Below are 16,470 nucleotides of genomic sequence, written 5' to 3' on the forward strand. Positions count from 1 at the left end.
TAGGGATGCCAAAGCACGGTCTGCGCCGCTGCTGCTTTGCCGGCGCGTATTGTAATAGAAGTTGAAAGCCTACGACAACAGTTACAGCTTTTTTATTCTGCTGTCCCTTTAAAGCTTAGTGATACCGAATTAACACAATAACGCTGACCGGTAGGTTGCGGGCCATCCGTAAATACATGACCTAAGTGCGCATCACAATGGCTACAGACAATTTCGGTACGCTCCATACCATGGCTGGCATCACGCTGGTAGCTTACCCTCCCCTCAAGCGCCTGATAAAAGCTTGGCCAGCCGCAGCCGGCATCAAACTTAGTAGCAGAGCTAAATAATTCTGTACCACAACAAACACAGTGGTAGCTGCCCTGTTGTTCGTTGTGCAACAAAGTACCGCTAAACGGATATTCTGTGCCTTTTAATCGGGTAATGCGGTATTGCTCATCGGTTAAACGTTCACGCCATTGTTGCTCAGTAAGTTTCATTGGCATTTTCCACCGCCTTTGTCGTTGTTGCGTATGGCGCAAACCATCGCATAATTTGCTCAAGCGTACTGCGCCAGTTATCCCAGACATGTCCGTAGGGCACTTCAACATAGCTCACGTCATACCCTTGCTTTACCACTTGCCGATGAAAGGCACGTCCGGCTCGGGTGTTGTCATTACGCGTACCTACCGTAATAAACATTTTTACTGCAGAGACCGTAGCTTGTTGATATACCTTAGCCAAAATTTTCACATGTTTATCGCTGGCTGGTGATTGCATGGCCAGGTGAGTAAAACTTTTAGGTAGCAATACGCCAAAACATCCCGCATTCAGAGCGCCAAACGACAAACCCATTATCATGCTTTTACGCTCACTGAATTGCAGCCTGAAGCGCTGCTCTATCACAGGTATTAATTCTTGCTGAAAAAATCCGGCATAGTCGGCGTTGCACATAAATTGGCTATGTCGGCGGTTAATAGTCAGATCATCCGGATCGCGGCTATCTACAAATACGGCAATAACCGGTGCAATGTTGTTTTGCTGCATCAGAGAAACCAGCAATTGATCAAACTTGGCGTCTTGCAGGTAATTTTGGCCATCTGTCACAAACATTATTTGTGCAGCCTGAATGTCGGCGCTATTAAGCGGCGCAAGTACACGATACTGTAACGAGTAGCCAAGCTTTTCGCTGTATATAACCAGGTTATCTGACAAGCTGTAATCGGTAGGCGTCGCCATTATTGTCTGACACCAGATAAGCAGTACCAGATAGCTATATTTCATGGCGCAACCTGCTGAGGGGTTACTCAGCAAATAGTTTGGTGATATTACGATAGTAGTGGGTTGCAGGGCGCGCCTTTGGTCTTTGCAACGCATCCAGCAATTGGCGGAAATGGGCATCAGTGTCGGCCAACACAAAGCTATAACCGCCCGACCCGGCCACTAAAATGTTCATGCTCAATTGTGCCGTTCCATCATTACTACGAATAAAATTCAGACTATCGCGCACCGCGAAATTTGCCACACTGTAGTTAAAAAATTGCAGGGCAAACTCTTGTTGCTGAAAAGACGTAGGAAACTCGGTACGAGCAGAAAAGTAACGGCTATAAGCGCGTGACACTACGTCGCGTTTGGCCACGGGCAATGTTGAAGTAGCATTGATGGTAAAATGCAGTTTGCAGTGGCCGGCCGTTTTTTGTTCAATCATGTTCCAGCACGGCTTATTTTGCTCGGCAGAAAAATCAACCATTGGTTTTGCAGAAACAGCAAAACATGATAGCAGGCAACCCAACACAAGCATCCGTGTCATTACTGGCATAACTCCTCCGCGACTTCTTTATAAAACAGCAACAGCATAAATACGCAGCGCCAAACACCTTTATAGTATGAAAATTTTATCAATTCAATTAATTGGCAAAAATAGCGGCTATTTCTTTCTGTTATACCTCGTTAAGCCGGTTATCCCTAGCGTATTAAACCTACAGCGGTAAAAATTCGGCAGGGTTGGTAACACCTGTACCTGGTTAATGAGTAACGACCTGGGCCCGCGAATAAGCTTCAACAAACACATCGCTATTAAATTTATTAGCAAAACACTTAAGAAAACGTCAAATTGGTTAACTTACTTGGATGTGGCGTCATAATTTACCGCATTAAACTGGCTATTGTAATCGGCATTCAATACTTTTGCTTTAGCAAAGGCAGCTTCGGCCTCCTGATACCGTCCGGCACTAAAATAACCATATGCCAAGCCATCGTATACCTCAGCATGATGTGGGTACATATCAGTCAAATACTTAAAAAAATAAATGGCGTCATTAGCTTTGTTTGCAGCAATAAGTTCTCGTGCCAAATCAGTTATTGTCTTGCCGATAAATGTTTGATAGCCCGCTTGTTGGTAAGCTACTACGAATTGCTCATTAAATAGTTTTTCTGCCAGCCGCAGATACGTTTGACAAGCAAATATCGTGGCCGGTAACTTTACCTCTGAATATTGACCTGAGACCACAAGGCTTCGAAGTCGCATAGACAGCTCTTCCGCGACCAGCCTGTCTGTATTTGCTAGTACAAAAACCCAGGTGTCATATCGCATTATTCACCCAGCGTCGCTGGGGAAAAGAGCAACGAAATATCTATTTAAAACAATTTGATGATTCATTTTGGCTTTTAGCAGAAAACCCCGATATCGGTAAAACATGCGATGAAATCAGAATCGGATATCGTAAATTCCCTCAAGTTAGCCACGTCATCTTTTATCAACAGATTGGCAGTCAACAAAGTAAAATCATCCGTACTCTTCATAAGAGTATGGATGTTAATCCGATACTTGGCGCATAACACCGTGCGCATGTGCGCGAACTTGTGAGCGTCAGGGCCGTAGGCCCCGAATGCCGCACCTTGTTAGAACTTACTCTGTTACCTCACGCTGCAACAGAGCTAGCAAATTACCTGTTTTACCTGACCAAACGCCTTGGGCTAATTCAGGGCTTAGAATTTGAATTAACAGCCAGCCGTCTTGGCCTGCTTTATTTAAGATCGCCTCAAAATCTGGTAATTCCTGCTTTTTTAGACCAGACAGAAAGCCCTCTTTGCTTTGAATTTCAAGCGTTTTATATTCATACTTTTTCATCTTTAGTATTTCCTGAGGTTCTAGATCAGAAATAGGTATGTCAAACGCAGCAGCTAAAGCCTTTTTAGTTTGCAACGATGCTGAGGCCTCTTTCTCAATACGTTGTATGGTCCTCAGGTTTACACCGGCAGCCAAAGCCAATTCTTCTTGTGACCATGACTGCCTATTCCGAAGTTCAAGAACCAATCCTGCATTTATTTTCATACGTATCCATAATCTATTTGTTGGTGAGGCAACTTCATGCTCTACCAAAAGTCAGGAAACTTTTACGACTAAACAGCGATAAAAGGGTGACAACTATACGACACTTCTACGACAGTGCTGCTTTTTGTTGTAACGCCCAAATTTAGCGCGGAAAGCCGCGCAGCGGGTTGACGTCCCAGCCAGCTCTTTTTGCTGGCGATAATATTTGCTTGTTAGGCATTTGCCTGCTTAGTGGTGCGGGCTAAAAAGTAAAAACATACAGCCAACAATAGATAACGTGGCAGCGTTGTTACGATGTTATTGAGCATCTGAGGCTGAGATTGCACCACAAAATAAAGCTGCAATAACACCAGAGGCGCGAGCAACAACGCATAAAAAATGAAATCTGGCTTGCTGATTACCAGCTTACTGGCAAAAGCTACCACTAAAAATGCTGCCGCCAACGGCACCGCGATGGTGAACAAGTCGACCAGAGTGAACGCAAGTAAGCCTGATACTTGTGCAACAGGTTTTAGAATGTCAGCTGGTATGGCTACCGCAGCACCAATACCTGCAATAGCAATTGACGCATAAGCCAGCGCAATACCTAAAATGACTGCGATTACTCGATTTTTAATTTGATCCATCTACTTACTCCTTGTTTGCCTAACGCCCAAATTTAGCGCGGAAAGCCGCGCAGCGGGTTGACGTCGCAGCCAGCGCTTTTTGCTGGCGATAAAATTTGTTTGTTAGCGTCGGTACTCAACGCTATCACCAGAAACCGAAATAACATTATCACTAACAAGCTGATTCAAATAGCCTTGTATTGCAAGTTCATTGCCTTTGATTCGCATGTGAGAGGCAATATGGTTACGTAGTGATGCGACTTTTTTAGGCCTTTTATCCTTGGGTTTTGATGTCAAACTTTGGAGCAGCTTGGCACTGATATTTTCCACCGTAGCAAGCTTGATATGCTTGCAGGTACGGCCATTAGCTTTTATGTGAGCAATTAGTGGAGTAAACCCGTTGTCATTTGAGATTATGTCGAAAGTTACGTCTTTACCGGCAGTGCTATCATACCGCCCAAGATAATAAGACAAATGAAAATCCAAGTTATTTGACTGCGTTGCCTTAAGCTGAACGATGACTATTTCCATTGGTACATCGTATTTTTTCTCACCGAAATCAATTTTGGGTTGTTTAGCACCAAGAAATACAATGATTTTCTGATAAGCCGAAAGGTCAATTTTTTCTAAATTACCGATGTTTTCGTAATCAATAAATGCCCACTTCACTGTGATCTCTCCTTTTTAGCGCTAACGCTTATTCGGCGGGTCGACCTGTGTTTAAACACAGGTCGACCCGCCTTTGTAAATTTAATGTGCAAAACATTACACCGCTTCTATAAAACTTACAATTACTTATCGGCACAGCTTATATCGGTGCTGGCGACAAGAACGGGTCAGCCCGTCTAACAAAACACGTTTGGCTTCTGCACTTAATTGGATATAAATACAGCGATGTGAGTGCAATGATAGATACCAGATAGAATTTCTGCTTTTGGCACTACGCAGCCATTTCGACATCCATTACTCCGCCGGATAAAACCAGGCGTATACTATTAAGCCGTCTTGCACTTCATATACTACTACTACCTGATAAGCCTGCTCAGCCATGCCGTGTACTTTTTCATGGTCGATAACCTTATTACCTACCACCATACGTTGCAGCACTTCGGCGCGCAGTGCAGCTATGGTAAAGCGCTCGGTTTTGTAAAAATCGGCCAGCGCTTCACGGCCTTTTAAAGCAGGTTCTGTTGCTGGCATACGGTAAATGGCAATATCCGCATGGTAGCAAGCGATAAAAGCAGCGAGATCTTTAGCGTTGTAAGCATCCAGCTGGCGTTGTACCGGGACGGTAATATCAGTCATGTTGTTTAAACTCTCCGCTAAAGCACCGTTTGGGCTGTTGTATATCGAGGGCGCTGATGAAGTAACATTTCACAAGGTTTAACTTGACAGCATCATTTGGTTTACCTTTAATGCTGTGATGCAATGATATTTATAGCTTCAGAGTATGTTTGACAAGGGATAAATTATGACGAATTTACGCATCACCGGCTCTGTAGGTATTTCAGGCCAAAACAACGTCAATGATGTAAAAGCAGTGCAATTGGCATTAAATTCTTTGGGTAATTTGCTATCTGCGACAAAAAAACTTGTAGTAGATGGTCGCCTGGGAACTAAGCCTGAGACAACAAAAACTGTCGCGGCTATCAAACTGTTTCAGCAACAGCATGTGGGCATGGCAAAGCCAGACGGCAAGATTGATGTAAATGGCAACAGCCAGCGAAAACTCAATGCCTTGCTGGCGGCTGAAGTGAGTAACACGACAAAGCCTGTTGTATTACCTACAACAACAGCATATTGGTTAAAAACAGCTGAAGCAGAAATTGGCCAAAAAGAAGTTGCTGGTACTGCAGCTAATCCGCGCATTTTAGAGTATTTCAGTGCCGGAAAATTTTGGGGTACCGATGACAGTGGCGCTAAAAACGCCTGGTGTGGCTGTTTTGTCGCTTGGGTCATGAAGCAGCATGGCTTTGAACCGGTAAAAAATGCTTTCAGAGCCAAAGAATGGGTGAATTTTGGCAAACAAATAAGCACTCCGGTGTCCGGTGCTATAGGGATTAAATCTCGTAGTGGCGGTGGCCATGTTGCCTTTGTGGTCGGCCAAAGCGCTGACGGCAGTCACTTATATATGCTTGGAGGTAACCAGGGTAACAGCGTACAGATTTCACGTTATAAAAAAGACGTTTGGGATCATTTCGTGGTACCAGCAAGTTACAATACCGACAATACAACCTTACCAATATACACCGGTAGCGCTGACAATGCGGGCAGTGAGGCATGATGAGACATTTGTTAGGCGTGGTTATGACAATTTGTATGGCGGCGTGTCAGGCAAAGCCCAGCGCTGATGACAGTTCAGACTATGCCGTAATGGGCTTAGCCGAAGCAGCAGTTCATACACCTTATCTGGCGAAAATTCAGCATGTTAATGTTGCATTAGAATTGGCTATAGATCCAAAAACTCAGGAAGAATACGCAAGACACATATACATAGCCGACGTACTGACTACATACCGCGGTAAACATTTAGCTAAGATTAGCTACGTTGCTCGTACCGAAAAAGACGATGAAGCTTTAATAGATAAAACACCAGTGATTGTAGCCTTATGCCTGGATGATTTCGGCCAACTATATTGGCCGGGCACCGGGTCACAATTTCCAGTTAACGCTAAAACTGAAATGTGGTTGAGTAATCACCAAACCACAACGTTGCAACAGCAAAGCAAAAATAGTTGGTGCCAGCAGTAACGTCTATAAGGTCGATAGCACAAGCTATCTGCCTTAGTTTCGAACCCAGCGGTTTTATTTATCGGCTTACAACCATTACTAGGCCCACAATACACTTAACACTATTAACCCCAACACTGCCGAGACGAAAAGTACATTGTATAACGAGCTGGTTAACCAGAATTTCAGCAAGGTTTTACCCCAGCTTTGCCGGTAATAAAACTTCTGGCATAACATTAAATAAATCGGGATCCAAAAAAACGTCGCACTGGCCAGCCAGTCTGTTGTTGTAGCCAGCCAACTCCAGTTGATTAGGCCGGTTAATTTTGACAATAACAGATAGAATACTGACATTTGCAAAATAAAACTGTGGCTGTGCAGTGCTACGATTAAATGCTCCATATAGTAGCGGTTAGAGCGGATGTACAGCAGCTTTAATAGCAAGGCAAACAGCGGCAACAGCAAAATCATCATTTGCGGCGCCAGGCTAAAAAATTTATTAACTGCTAATTTTGGATTGGCAACAATAGCGTCTAATTTAGTGTCGAACTCTCGCTGAGCGTCGTCAGACAAGAATGATATTTTACTATCGAATGGTGTTTCTTGCTGATTTTGCTGCAGATCCTGGTTAATTTCTGTCATGACTTCAGACAAGATAGTGCGGGCTTGCTCAGCATTCTGCAGCGGTTGTAAAGCTACAGCATCAGTGGGTGGTACGCTCGCCGAAGTATCGGGCAGTAGTTTGGCAAAAATTAGAAATGCAATTATCGACGTAAATAAATACAACCGCAGCGGCGGTACATAAGGCACGCGATGGCCATCGACATAACGGCGGCTTAAATAACCGGGGCGAAACCACAGCGGTACTAATGTGCGCCAGACCCGGGTATCCCAGTTACTAAACTCGCCGAAAAACTCGGTAACTACCCCGCTGACATTGCGGATATAGCTCTTTTTTTCCTGGCCACATTGATGGCAAAAGTCACCCTGTAACACGGTGTAGCAGTTATCACACTGCTGTACGGTTCCATTCATTTTAGTCTCATAGCTTTTAACGACTGTCCTGAGCTGATTCTACGTTAAGTAATTGTTTTGGCAATAGTTGTCCGCATCATTCTCGCGGACACTCAGGATGTCCGCGGACACTGCTTTAGTACAGGCAAAAATAAATAAATAGTTTTAATTCAGCAACTTAGGCATTGGCACCAAAACTGCTATAGCTAAACAGAAGTAACAGACGAGAACCACTAATGATCCAGGGTACCGAACAACAAGACAACATTATGCAGCGCCCGGCTAAAAGCGCGCTGCGCCGCTATCTGCCAGCGGTAGCCATTGCCGTCACCAGCCTGGCACTGGCGTTTGGCTTTTTCCAATCTGTTGGCCAAAGCGCCGGTTTAGTATTGCCGCGCAATCAAATGCAGTTTGCCACCGTGCAACGCGGCGATTTAGTGCGCGACATTGCGGTACAAGGCCGGATTGTCGCCGCTAACGCCCCTACCCTGTACAGCCAGGAAACTGGACAGGTGCAGTTATTTAAGCAACCCGGCGAAGCCGTAACCTTAGGCGATTTGCTGGCCACCATTACCAGCCCTACGTTACAAAACGACTTGCAACAGCAGCAAGCGGTACTGGCCGGCATGCAAAGCGAAGCAGAGCGCTCAGTGCTGGCGGCGCGCGAGCAGCAGCTGGATATAGAGCAAGTAATGAATAACGCTCAGGTGAACTTGCTGGCAGCACGTCGCGAGCTGCAACGGGCTAACCAATCCATTGAAATGGGCGTGATACGCGCGCTGGATTTTGATATTGCCCAAGATAATTTAACCAAAGCCGAGCTGGAATTTGACCATGCCAAACGTAAAGTCGAGCTGGCAAAAGACAAGCTGGCGTTTGAGCATAGCTCGCGTGCGCAGGACATTCATCGCCAGCAACTGGTGGTCAATGAACTTGAGCGTAAAGTGGCCGCGCTCAATATCACCGCACCGGTTACCGGCCAGCTGGGCAACTGGCTTACCGAGCAACAAAGCCATGTCTTGCCAGGCCAGGCGCTGTTAACCGTAATAGATTTAAGCCAATACGAAGCAGAGCTCGGGGTACCGGAAAGCTACGCCCGCGATTTAGCCGCCGGCCAACAGGTTGAAGTAAGCATGGGTAACCAGCAACTTAGCGGTGCAATAAGCACCATTGCCGCTGAAGTGCGCAACAACCAGGTAACGGCCAGAGTACGCTTTCCCGAGGCCGACAGTACACAGCTACGCCAAAGCCAGCGCTTAAGCGCACGCGTTATTCTGGAACACAAAGAAAATGTCTTGAAAATTGCCCGTGGTGACTTTGTCAGCTCTGGCGGGGGCCGCCAGGCTTATCAGGTGCTGGACAATCAGGCGCTGCGTAAAAATATCGAACTAGGCGCGTTGTCAGTGCAATGGGTAGAAATACTCAGCGGCGCGACAGAAGGCGAGCAGTGGGTGATCTCCAACCTGAGTGACTTTAAAGATTATGATCGGGTGAACCTGAACTAACGAACACTAAACAAGGAACAACAGATGATTACGTTAACTAATTTAAGCAAAATATTTCGCACCGAGCTGATTGAAACGCATGCACTGCGCGAGGTTAATCTGCAGGTAAATGAAGGCGAATTTGCTGCCCTTACAGGCCCGTCTGGTTCGGGTAAATCTACATTACTAAATATTCTTGGCACGCTGGAAAGCTTTGACAGCGGCGATTACCTGCTAGATGGCAAGTCGGTAAAGGGCTTGTCAGATGCAGCGCTGTCCAAACTGCGCAATGAAAAAATTGGTTTTATTTTTCAAAGCTTTAACCTGATAAAAGATTTCAGCATTTATGACAATATCGAGCTGCCACTGCGCTACCGAGGCTTAAAAGCCAGTGCGCGCAAACAGCGTATTGAACAAGCACTGGAACTGGTCGGCCTGCACGCCCGGCGCGACTATTTGCCGGGGCAGCTGTCTGGCGGTCAACAGCAGCGTGTTGCCATCGCCCGTGCCATTGCCGGACAGCCGCGTATTTTACTGGCCGACGAACCTACCGGCAACCTCGACTCATTAATGGCGCGCCAGGTTATGGAGCTGCTGGAGCAAATAAACCAACAAGGCTGCACCATTTTAATGGTAACCCACGACCCGGATCAGGCACGCCGCGCCGGGCGCAATATTCAGATTATCGATGGCCAGTTACACGACGCTACTATGTACGACCCACTGGCGGCGCAAAGCGCGTAAGGATCTGATAATGGAACAGTTTATCTACTACCTCAAAGTGAGCTTCAAAGGTATTAAGCGCGCCCCGCTACCTTATGCGCTCACCATCTTTATTTTAAGCGTGGGCCTGGGCGTGTTTTTTGCCAACGCCACCTTTTACTACCAGTTGAACAGCGACCCATTGCCGCATAAAAGCGACAAGCTGTTTTTTCCGATGGCATTAATGGCGCCCTATGAATGTAATGACTGCAAACCACCCAGCGTACTTAGCTACAGCAATATCGAAAAGCTTAGCCAGACCGACATTGCAAGCAAAGCCGCGGCCATGTACAGCGCTGATGGCTATCTGCGCCAGAGTGCAGAGCAAGCGCCGTTACCGGTAAGTATCCGTATTACCCAACGTGATTTTTTCAGCATGTTTGACGTACCCATATTGCACGGCAGTATCTGGCCGGATAACAGTGCCCGTGCTGAAGTTATTTTGACTAAAGCCAGCGCAGAAAAACTGTTTGGCCGCGCTGATGTTGTTGGCGAAAAACTGCTACTGGATGATCGCCATGTAACAGTAAGCGCTGTATTGGATAGCTGGCAAATGCTGCCACGGCTGTATGATGCCAATAATCGTAATCATTTAGGTGATGCAGACGATATTTATCTGCCATTGGAAAGTGGCTATGACATGAATTACCTGTCGAACAGCCAGTCGCAAACCTTTGATGATACCGACTATCGCCAGCTAAGTACGCAGGGCCGCAGCGGCGCTATGCACCAATTGCAGTACTGGGTGCAATTAGATACACCGGCACAACAACAAGCTTATCGCCAGTTTATGCACAATCTGGTACAGGATGAAAAAGCAGCTGGCCGCCATCCATCAGAACCGAATAATCAGTTAGTTGCTATGCGCGATATTGTGCACTACTTTGGCGGTGAAAGTAGCGATATCAAAGCCTTTGCGCTGGTTACATTGTTGTTTTTACTGGTGTGTTTATTTAATGCCAGCCATCTGTCATTAAACCGCTATTTAAGTAATCAGTACGAATTTAGCCTGCGCCGCGCACTGGGTGCCAGCCGCGCTCAGCTGCAACTACAGATGTTGGCTGACGTATTACTTATGGCATTGTTCACCATTCTTGGCGCGTTATTAACCGGTTATGCCGGTATCAAACTGATGAATCAGCTGCTACCGAGTAACCGGTTGTTTTCAAGTTGGGACATGCCATTACTGCTCAGTTTATTGGCTATTGCGTTTGCATGTAGTTATCTGGTTACGCTGTATCCCTCACTTCGTGCATCGTTTGGTTCGTTAAATCAGCAACTTAAGGAATAATGTCCATGTCATTTTATTTACTCTGCAAAGTGTTATTCAGCCGTAAAGTGGTGACCAGCTTATTGTTGCTACAGTTGGCAATGACATTGGCGCTACTGCTAAACAGTGTGTTACTGGCCCAGCAAACACGCCAGCAACTTAACCAACCAACCGGATTAGATCTGCAGAATATTTTGCTGGTACAGTTAAAACCCACTACAGCTACGCTGCGGGTATATCCGGCGCTGGAAGAGTTGTTAAACCGACAGCTAAGTGCAGTACAAGCCATTCCAGGTGTTATCGCTGCGGCTTATTCAAATCAGTCGGCTATTTTGCAAGGCGGTAATAACGGTAATGTCTATGTGGTAGAGCAGCAAGAACGCACTAATGTGTCTACGGTGCCAATGTACTTTGTCTCGACAGACTTCTTTAACGTACTGGATAGCCAGGTGCTGCAAGGTGAGCTGCCACAATACTCGGTGTCGCTGGACGCTCCGGGCGCCCCGGATGTAGTAATAACCCAAAGTTTGGCCGAAAAACTGTTTGCTGATGTGCTTGCGGCAGGCAAACACCTTAACCGTGGCCGGGTAGCTGCGGTTATCAGCGATTTTTACGGTCAGCGTAGTGGCGATCATGTCATGTATAACAGTGTACAGATCGCCCCGCCTTATAGTGTTGACTGGGGCTACAGCATTTTACTGCGCACTACACCCGCGCAGACCAATGCCGTAAGGCAACAGCTGGCCACTGTGCTACAAAACGTTGAGTCTAATATCGAAATCTTCCACATTCGCAGTCTGGCCGAGCAGCATCAGCGCCTGTACCGTAACGAATATGGCCTGGCGATGTTACTGACGATATTAAGTGCGCTGATGTTGCTGGTCACTATGGTATCAAGCTATAGCAGCAGCCACTTTCATGCCATAAAGCGCCAGCAAGAAATTGGTATCAAGCGCGCACTGGGTGCCAGCAAAGGTTTAATTTTACTGGAATTACTCAGTGAGAACTGGCTGTGTACGGCCCTGGGTGCCATGCTGGGGGTGGTGTTAGCCTTGTGGCTAAATCAGGCATTGGCTCAGGTTATTTCAATACCGGCATTAAACTGGTATCTGCCCATGGTAACTACCGCAGTACTCCTGCTTTGTGTCACTGTAGCAACATGGTATCCTGCGGCTATTGCTACCCGGGTGTCACCGGCCACTGCCACTAAAGCCTTATAAACTATGCTGAAATTATTGGTTATTGATGACAATCAGCCAATCTGCCAGGCCCTGCAAACGCTGTTTGCGCTGCACGGTTATCAGGTGCTTTGTGCTACATCGCCAGAGCAAGCCTGGCAAAGCCTTAACCAGCATGACATTGACCTGATTTTACAGGATATGAACTTTAGCGCCGGCCAAATGCAGGGCGATCAGGGCAAAGACTTGTTCTACCAATTGCGGCAACAGTATCCGGATACGCCTATCGTACTGATGACCGCCTGGACCCAACTGGAAATGGTAGTCGAACTGGTAAAAGCTGGCGCCACTGACTATATCGCTAAGCCGTGGGACGACCAACGCCTGCTGCTTACTGTCGCCAATGCGCTCAAACTTAAACAGCTAACCGAACAGCAGCAACGCACTGAGCAAGCGCGCAATGCTGCCTTTGCCGGTAAAGAATTATGTGGTTTGGTATTCGCCAGCAGCCAAATGCAGCAACTGCTGCAGATGGCTCTGCAGCTGGCCCCCTCCTCGGCCGCAGTGCTGATCACCGGCCCCAACGGTGCAGGCAAAGAAGGTATTGCCAATGTGCTACATGCCAACTCACCACGCAGTGCTAAGCCGTTTATTAAAGTGAATATGGGCGCCCTACCCGCTGATTTAATGGAAGCGGAACTGTTTGGCGCCGAAGCAGGAGCCTACAGCGGTGCCAACAAAACCCGTATTGGCCGTTTTGAAGCCGCTGACGGTGGCAGTATATTTTTAGATGAAATTGGCAATTTATCACTGACCGGCCAGGCCAAACTGCTGCGCGTATTACAAACCGGTGAGTTTGAGCGTTTAGGCTCCAGCCACACACGTAAAGTGGATGTGCGGCTGATAAGTGCTACCAACAGCGATTTAACCGCCGCAATCAGCCGCGGCGAATTTCGTCAGGATTTATTCTATCGCATTAATGTGGTGCAGCTGGCATTACCGGCACTGGCACAGCGGCCAGATGATATTTTGCCATTGGCGCGCTATTTTTTAGCCGGTAAAAAAGCCTTAAGCCCAAGTGCCGAACAGCTGCTGGCGCGCCATAGCTGGCCAGGCAATGTGCGCGAGCTGCAAAATGTGTGTCAGCGGGCGCTGCTGCTAAGCAACGATGACGTAATACAAAGCACTGAGCTTGGCTTAACCGAAGCGGGAAGCAATACTAAGCGCACTTTGGATGATTTTGATTGCGAGCAATTGCGCCAGGCCTTGTTGCAGGCCGGTGGCGTAGTATCACGGGCTGCAAAACAGCTGGGCATTAGCCGGCAAGCCCTGTACCGGCGCATGGAGTATTACGGTATTGATGCGCCCTGACCGCTGGCTATCTCTGGCCAGGCTCAGCAGTCAAAGCAGGCTTAACCTGCTGTGTCTGGCGTTAACACTGGTTGCGCTGGTGGCGCAGTTTAGCCTTTTTGGCAGCAACAGCCTTGTAACCGCAGCTATCTGTAGCGCCGCTATCTTACTGGCGCTGTTACTACATCTGTGTCTGCGGCCATTATTACAGGAAATTACCGCCCTTAACCTGCATGCGCAAAACCTACAGGACGGCAGCTTTAATACCGGCGCCAATCAGCTAAAAATCCATGCGCTGGCACCGTTAGCACAAAGTTTAAATACCATGTCGGCACAATTGCGCAGCGAACGGGCCACGCTGTATCAGCGCGAGTTGTTACTTGATACGGTGCTGCAAAGCAGTCCGACAGCCTTGCTGCTAACCGACGAGCACGATACGATTTTGATGGCAAACCCGGCCGCACGGCGATTACTTAACGCCGGCAAGGCCTTAAACGGCAGCAAGCTGGCTAGCAGCACCACTACCCTGCCCACTTTGGCACAGGCCATAACCAGCCGGCAACAGGGCTTATTGCATTTGCCGGATCACAGCATCTGGCATTTAGCGCAAAACCAATTTCAGCTAAACCAAAAGCAGCATAATTTATATCTGTTAAAACCAATGACGCGCGAAATACAGCGGGAAGAGCTTAGTGCCTGGAAAAAATTACTGCGCGTGATTGGCCATGAACTAAATAACACGTTAGCACCGCTATCGTCGGTAGCATACTCCGGTGAGCAACGCGCCTTACAACTAAAACAAACTGAGCTGGCACAGTTATTTAGCAACGTAAGTGAACGCAGTGCTGCATTAAACCAGTTTGTACAAGCCTATATTCAATTTGCCAAATTGCCCAAGCCAAGCCTTAGCCCGGTTAACTGGCCTCGGCTGATAAATCAGCTGCAGGATTTATACGAGTTTGACCTTGTCGGTGCCTTGCCAAAACTGTTATGGCAAGCCGACACAGCGCAGCTGCAGCAATTATTGCTAAATTTGCTAAAAAACGCCCATGAGTCGGGCTCTGACGCTGAACTTATTACACTACAGTTTGAAGAAAACTCACAGCAGCTGCGTATTACGCTGCAAGATGCCGGCCCCGGCATGAGCGAAGACCAACTGCAATATGCGCTGGTACCATTTTATACCAGTAAAAGTGAAGGTTCCGGCATTGGGCTTTCGCTATGCCGCGATATTATCGAAGCACACGGCGGCAGTATCAGCTTGCGTAACCTGGTTGCAGGGCTGGAGGTAAGCCTGCTGTTGCCCTCCTGCGACGCCGCTACTCGACCATTGCAGTAAACCTTGTACATTTAACTTGCCTGTTGCATTAGCGACAGGTAATGTAACGCAATATTATCGTTGTAGGCACTAAACCAAGCATTGAATTGCCTGCCTTAAAGCTGTCTATTTGGGAAAATTATGCGCGCTATTGTTTTATGCTTATTTTTAGGTGGGCTGGTTTTACCGCTTACTGCGGCAGAAAATATGAGCGATCATGAAGAGTTTTGCCAGCAATTGGCTACTGGTAGCTGCTTTGAGTATATTCAACAATCTTTAGCGTTAATGCCGCAGTACTCACCGTCCTGGTACAAAGTTAAATCTTACGAACTAGACTATTATTTTGACACCAGAGTGTTTGACACGCTTTATAAGCAAACTAGCCAACTGTTGCAACAACGCGTTCTGCCCGACGGATTCAAGCTGCAGCTGTATTTTTATCATGCAAAATCCCTGATTTCTTTTAAACGGCATGATGAAGCCAAACATTATGTCAATTTGGCTGTCGAGCAACTTGACGGTGCATTTGCTAATTTTGGTACACCACTTAGGTTAGTTGAATTGGCTAACATGCACTATTCCCTCGGTAATGTGCAGGAGGCGTTCGAGCTGTTGACACAGGCCGAACAAAATTTCAGCAAACATCGTGATCCATTATTCTGGTTTGAGCTTTACGCCAACCAGGCACTCATTATGCACCGGTGGGGCGATTTAGCCGCAGCAGAACAATTAAGAATTCAAGCATTAGAGGCAGGCTTAGTCATTGGTCATAAGAGCAAGTTAATGGTTGCCTACGGCAATCTGGCTCGCACCCAACAACTACTCGGAAATTATACATCAGCTTATCAGAACTATTTAAATTCACTACCCTACTTAATTGCCGGTGAAGATGATGTAACGCATGCGATTCATCAATTACGCCTGGCCGAAATAAGCTGGCAATCTGCGCAATATTCACAATCAGTGATGCACTTAAAACAAGTAAAACCGCAGTTACTACCCGATAGACACATGAAAAAATACCAACAACTGACTATCAAACCTGAACTTATGCCTTTGCTTGCCGCATTAAACACGCCAGATAAACCATAGCTCCCTATTCCCACAGCACCGGACAGTGTTTCTTTTGCGCTTTTTGTAACATCTCTAACAGTGGCACCGCCCGCACCGCAAGGCTGATTTGGGTTGTACCTTGCAGTTCTTCGTTATCGTTTTCAGTCTGAGCTGCTTTGACTCGCTCAGTTTCAGCTATAGCCGACAAACCTTGCTGTAATTGCGCCAACGCCTGGCTGATATCGTCGGCATACAACGCTGAGGGAACTTTATCATCGCGTCCCATTAGCTGTAGTAATTTTAGCGCGGCATCTTTAAAGTAAATCAAATCGCCACTGGCTTTGGATTTAAAGGTAACAATCATACAGACTCCGGTCGCTGGGAATAGGCAGA

The 16,470-nt window shown here is 47.0% G+C and carries 20 protein-coding genes; 10 read left to right on the top strand and 10 right to left on the bottom strand.

Annotated features, from left to right (window positions below):
* Positions 1-92: 92 nt before the first annotated feature.
* From msrB to I4W93_RS05480, 4 genes are all read right to left on the bottom strand, one after another.
* The gene (gene msrB / locus I4W93_RS05465; protein WP_205310791.1) at positions 93-479 is read right to left on the bottom strand and encodes a peptide-methionine (R)-S-oxide reductase MsrB; all 387 of its coding nucleotides are present in this window, start codon (positions 477-479) and stop codon (positions 93-95) included.
* Positions 466-1,263 (bottom strand): alpha/beta hydrolase, encoded by a 798-nt coding sequence (locus I4W93_RS05470; RefSeq protein ID WP_205310399.1) that lies wholly within the window; start codon positions 1,261-1,263, stop codon positions 466-468. Before I4W93_RS05470 ends, msrB begins: the two co-directional genes overlap by 14 nt.
* A gap of 19 nt (positions 1,264-1,282) precedes the next feature.
* Positions 1,283-1,729: a hypothetical protein gene (locus I4W93_RS05475; RefSeq protein WP_205310398.1), complete on the bottom strand. Its 447-nt coding sequence runs from the start codon at positions 1,727-1,729 to the stop codon at positions 1,283-1,285.
* Positions 1,730-2,101: 372 nt separating this feature from the next.
* The gene (locus tag I4W93_RS05480; protein ID WP_205310397.1) at positions 2,102-2,506 is read right to left on the bottom strand and encodes a tetratricopeptide repeat protein; all 405 of its coding nucleotides are present in this window, start codon (positions 2,504-2,506) and stop codon (positions 2,102-2,104) included.
* 32 nt (positions 2,507-2,538) lie between these two features.
* Between I4W93_RS05480 and I4W93_RS05485 the strand changes: the two genes are divergently transcribed.
* Positions 2,539-2,817: a type II toxin-antitoxin system RelE/ParE family toxin gene (locus I4W93_RS05485; protein WP_368735593.1), complete on the top strand. Its 279-nt coding sequence runs from the start codon at positions 2,539-2,541 to the stop codon at positions 2,815-2,817.
* A 70-nt stretch (positions 2,818-2,887) separates the two neighbouring features.
* Here the strand turns inward: I4W93_RS05485 and I4W93_RS05490 are convergent, their stop codons facing one another.
* From I4W93_RS05490 to I4W93_RS05505, 4 genes are all read right to left on the bottom strand, one after another.
* A complete protein-coding gene (locus tag I4W93_RS05490; protein ID WP_205310396.1) occupies positions 2,888-3,313 on the bottom strand; it encodes a helix-turn-helix domain-containing protein in 426 nt (141 codons plus the stop codon).
* Between the two features lie 212 nt (positions 3,314-3,525).
* Positions 3,526-3,939 carry a hypothetical protein gene (locus I4W93_RS05495; RefSeq protein WP_205310395.1) on the bottom strand — a complete coding sequence of 138 codons (414 nt, stop codon included), beginning with the start codon at positions 3,937-3,939 and terminating at the stop codon, positions 3,526-3,528.
* 102 nt (positions 3,940-4,041) lie between these two features.
* A complete protein-coding gene (locus I4W93_RS05500; RefSeq protein WP_205310394.1) occupies positions 4,042-4,587 on the bottom strand; it encodes a PIN domain-containing protein in 546 nt (181 codons plus the stop codon).
* A 294-nt stretch (positions 4,588-4,881) separates the two neighbouring features.
* Positions 4,882-5,223: a nuclear transport factor 2 family protein gene (locus I4W93_RS05505; protein ID WP_205310393.1), complete on the bottom strand. Its 342-nt coding sequence runs from the start codon at positions 5,221-5,223 to the stop codon at positions 4,882-4,884.
* 166 nt (positions 5,224-5,389) lie between these two features.
* Between I4W93_RS05505 and I4W93_RS05510 the strand changes: the two genes are divergently transcribed.
* Together I4W93_RS05510 and I4W93_RS05515 are read left to right on the top strand one after the other, a co-directional pair.
* A complete protein-coding gene (locus I4W93_RS05510) occupies positions 5,390-6,202 on the top strand; it encodes an NlpC/P60 family protein (protein WP_205310392.1) in 813 nt (270 codons plus the stop codon).
* Between the two features lie 23 nt (positions 6,203-6,225).
* A complete protein-coding gene (locus I4W93_RS05515; RefSeq protein ID WP_205310391.1) occupies positions 6,226-6,669 on the top strand; it encodes a hypothetical protein in 444 nt (147 codons plus the stop codon).
* A gap of 78 nt (positions 6,670-6,747) precedes the next feature.
* Here I4W93_RS05515 and I4W93_RS05520 read toward each other — a convergent pair whose 3' ends face one another.
* Complete coding sequence (locus tag I4W93_RS05520; protein WP_205310390.1) at positions 6,748-7,683, bottom strand: DUF3667 domain-containing protein; 936 nt, start codon at positions 7,681-7,683, stop codon at positions 6,748-6,750.
* Between the two features lie 215 nt (positions 7,684-7,898).
* Between I4W93_RS05520 and I4W93_RS05525 the strand changes: the two genes are divergently transcribed.
* From I4W93_RS05525 to I4W93_RS05555, 7 genes are all read left to right on the top strand, one after another.
* Positions 7,899-9,167: an efflux RND transporter periplasmic adaptor subunit gene (locus I4W93_RS05525; protein WP_205310389.1), complete on the top strand. Its 1,269-nt coding sequence runs from the start codon at positions 7,899-7,901 to the stop codon at positions 9,165-9,167.
* A 24-nt stretch (positions 9,168-9,191) separates the two neighbouring features.
* Complete coding sequence (locus tag I4W93_RS05530; RefSeq protein WP_205310388.1) at positions 9,192-9,890, top strand: ABC transporter ATP-binding protein; 699 nt, start codon at positions 9,192-9,194, stop codon at positions 9,888-9,890.
* 10 nt (positions 9,891-9,900) lie between these two features.
* On the top strand, positions 9,901-11,199 hold the full coding sequence (locus I4W93_RS05535; RefSeq protein ID WP_205310387.1) for an ABC transporter permease: 1,299 nt from the start codon (positions 9,901-9,903) through the stop codon (positions 11,197-11,199).
* A gap of 5 nt (positions 11,200-11,204) precedes the next feature.
* Positions 11,205-12,398 carry an FtsX-like permease family protein gene (locus tag I4W93_RS05540; RefSeq protein ID WP_205310386.1) on the top strand — a complete coding sequence of 398 codons (1,194 nt, stop codon included), beginning with the start codon at positions 11,205-11,207 and terminating at the stop codon, positions 12,396-12,398.
* Positions 12,399-12,401: 3 nt separating this feature from the next.
* A complete protein-coding gene (locus I4W93_RS05545) occupies positions 12,402-13,727 on the top strand; it encodes a sigma-54-dependent transcriptional regulator (protein WP_205310385.1) in 1,326 nt (441 codons plus the stop codon).
* Positions 13,717-15,045 carry a sensor histidine kinase gene (locus I4W93_RS05550; protein WP_224673290.1) on the top strand — a complete coding sequence of 443 codons (1,329 nt, stop codon included), beginning with the start codon at positions 13,717-13,719 and terminating at the stop codon, positions 15,043-15,045. Before I4W93_RS05545 ends, I4W93_RS05550 begins: the two co-directional genes overlap by 11 nt.
* 186 nt (positions 15,046-15,231) lie before the next feature.
* Entirely contained in the window at positions 15,232-16,116 is an 885-nt protein-coding gene (locus I4W93_RS05555) for a hypothetical protein (protein WP_205310383.1), read from the top strand.
* 4 nt (positions 16,117-16,120) lie between these two features.
* Here I4W93_RS05555 and I4W93_RS05560 read toward each other — a convergent pair whose 3' ends face one another.
* Positions 16,121-16,441: a DUF1840 domain-containing protein gene (locus tag I4W93_RS05560; RefSeq protein ID WP_205310382.1), complete on the bottom strand. Its 321-nt coding sequence runs from the start codon at positions 16,439-16,441 to the stop codon at positions 16,121-16,123.
* Positions 16,442-16,470: the final 29 nt, after the last annotated feature.

It is taken from the genome of Rheinheimera maricola, assembly GCF_016918075.2.
Taxonomy (GTDB): Bacteria; Pseudomonadota; Gammaproteobacteria; order Enterobacterales; family Alteromonadaceae; genus Alishewanella; species Alishewanella maricola_A.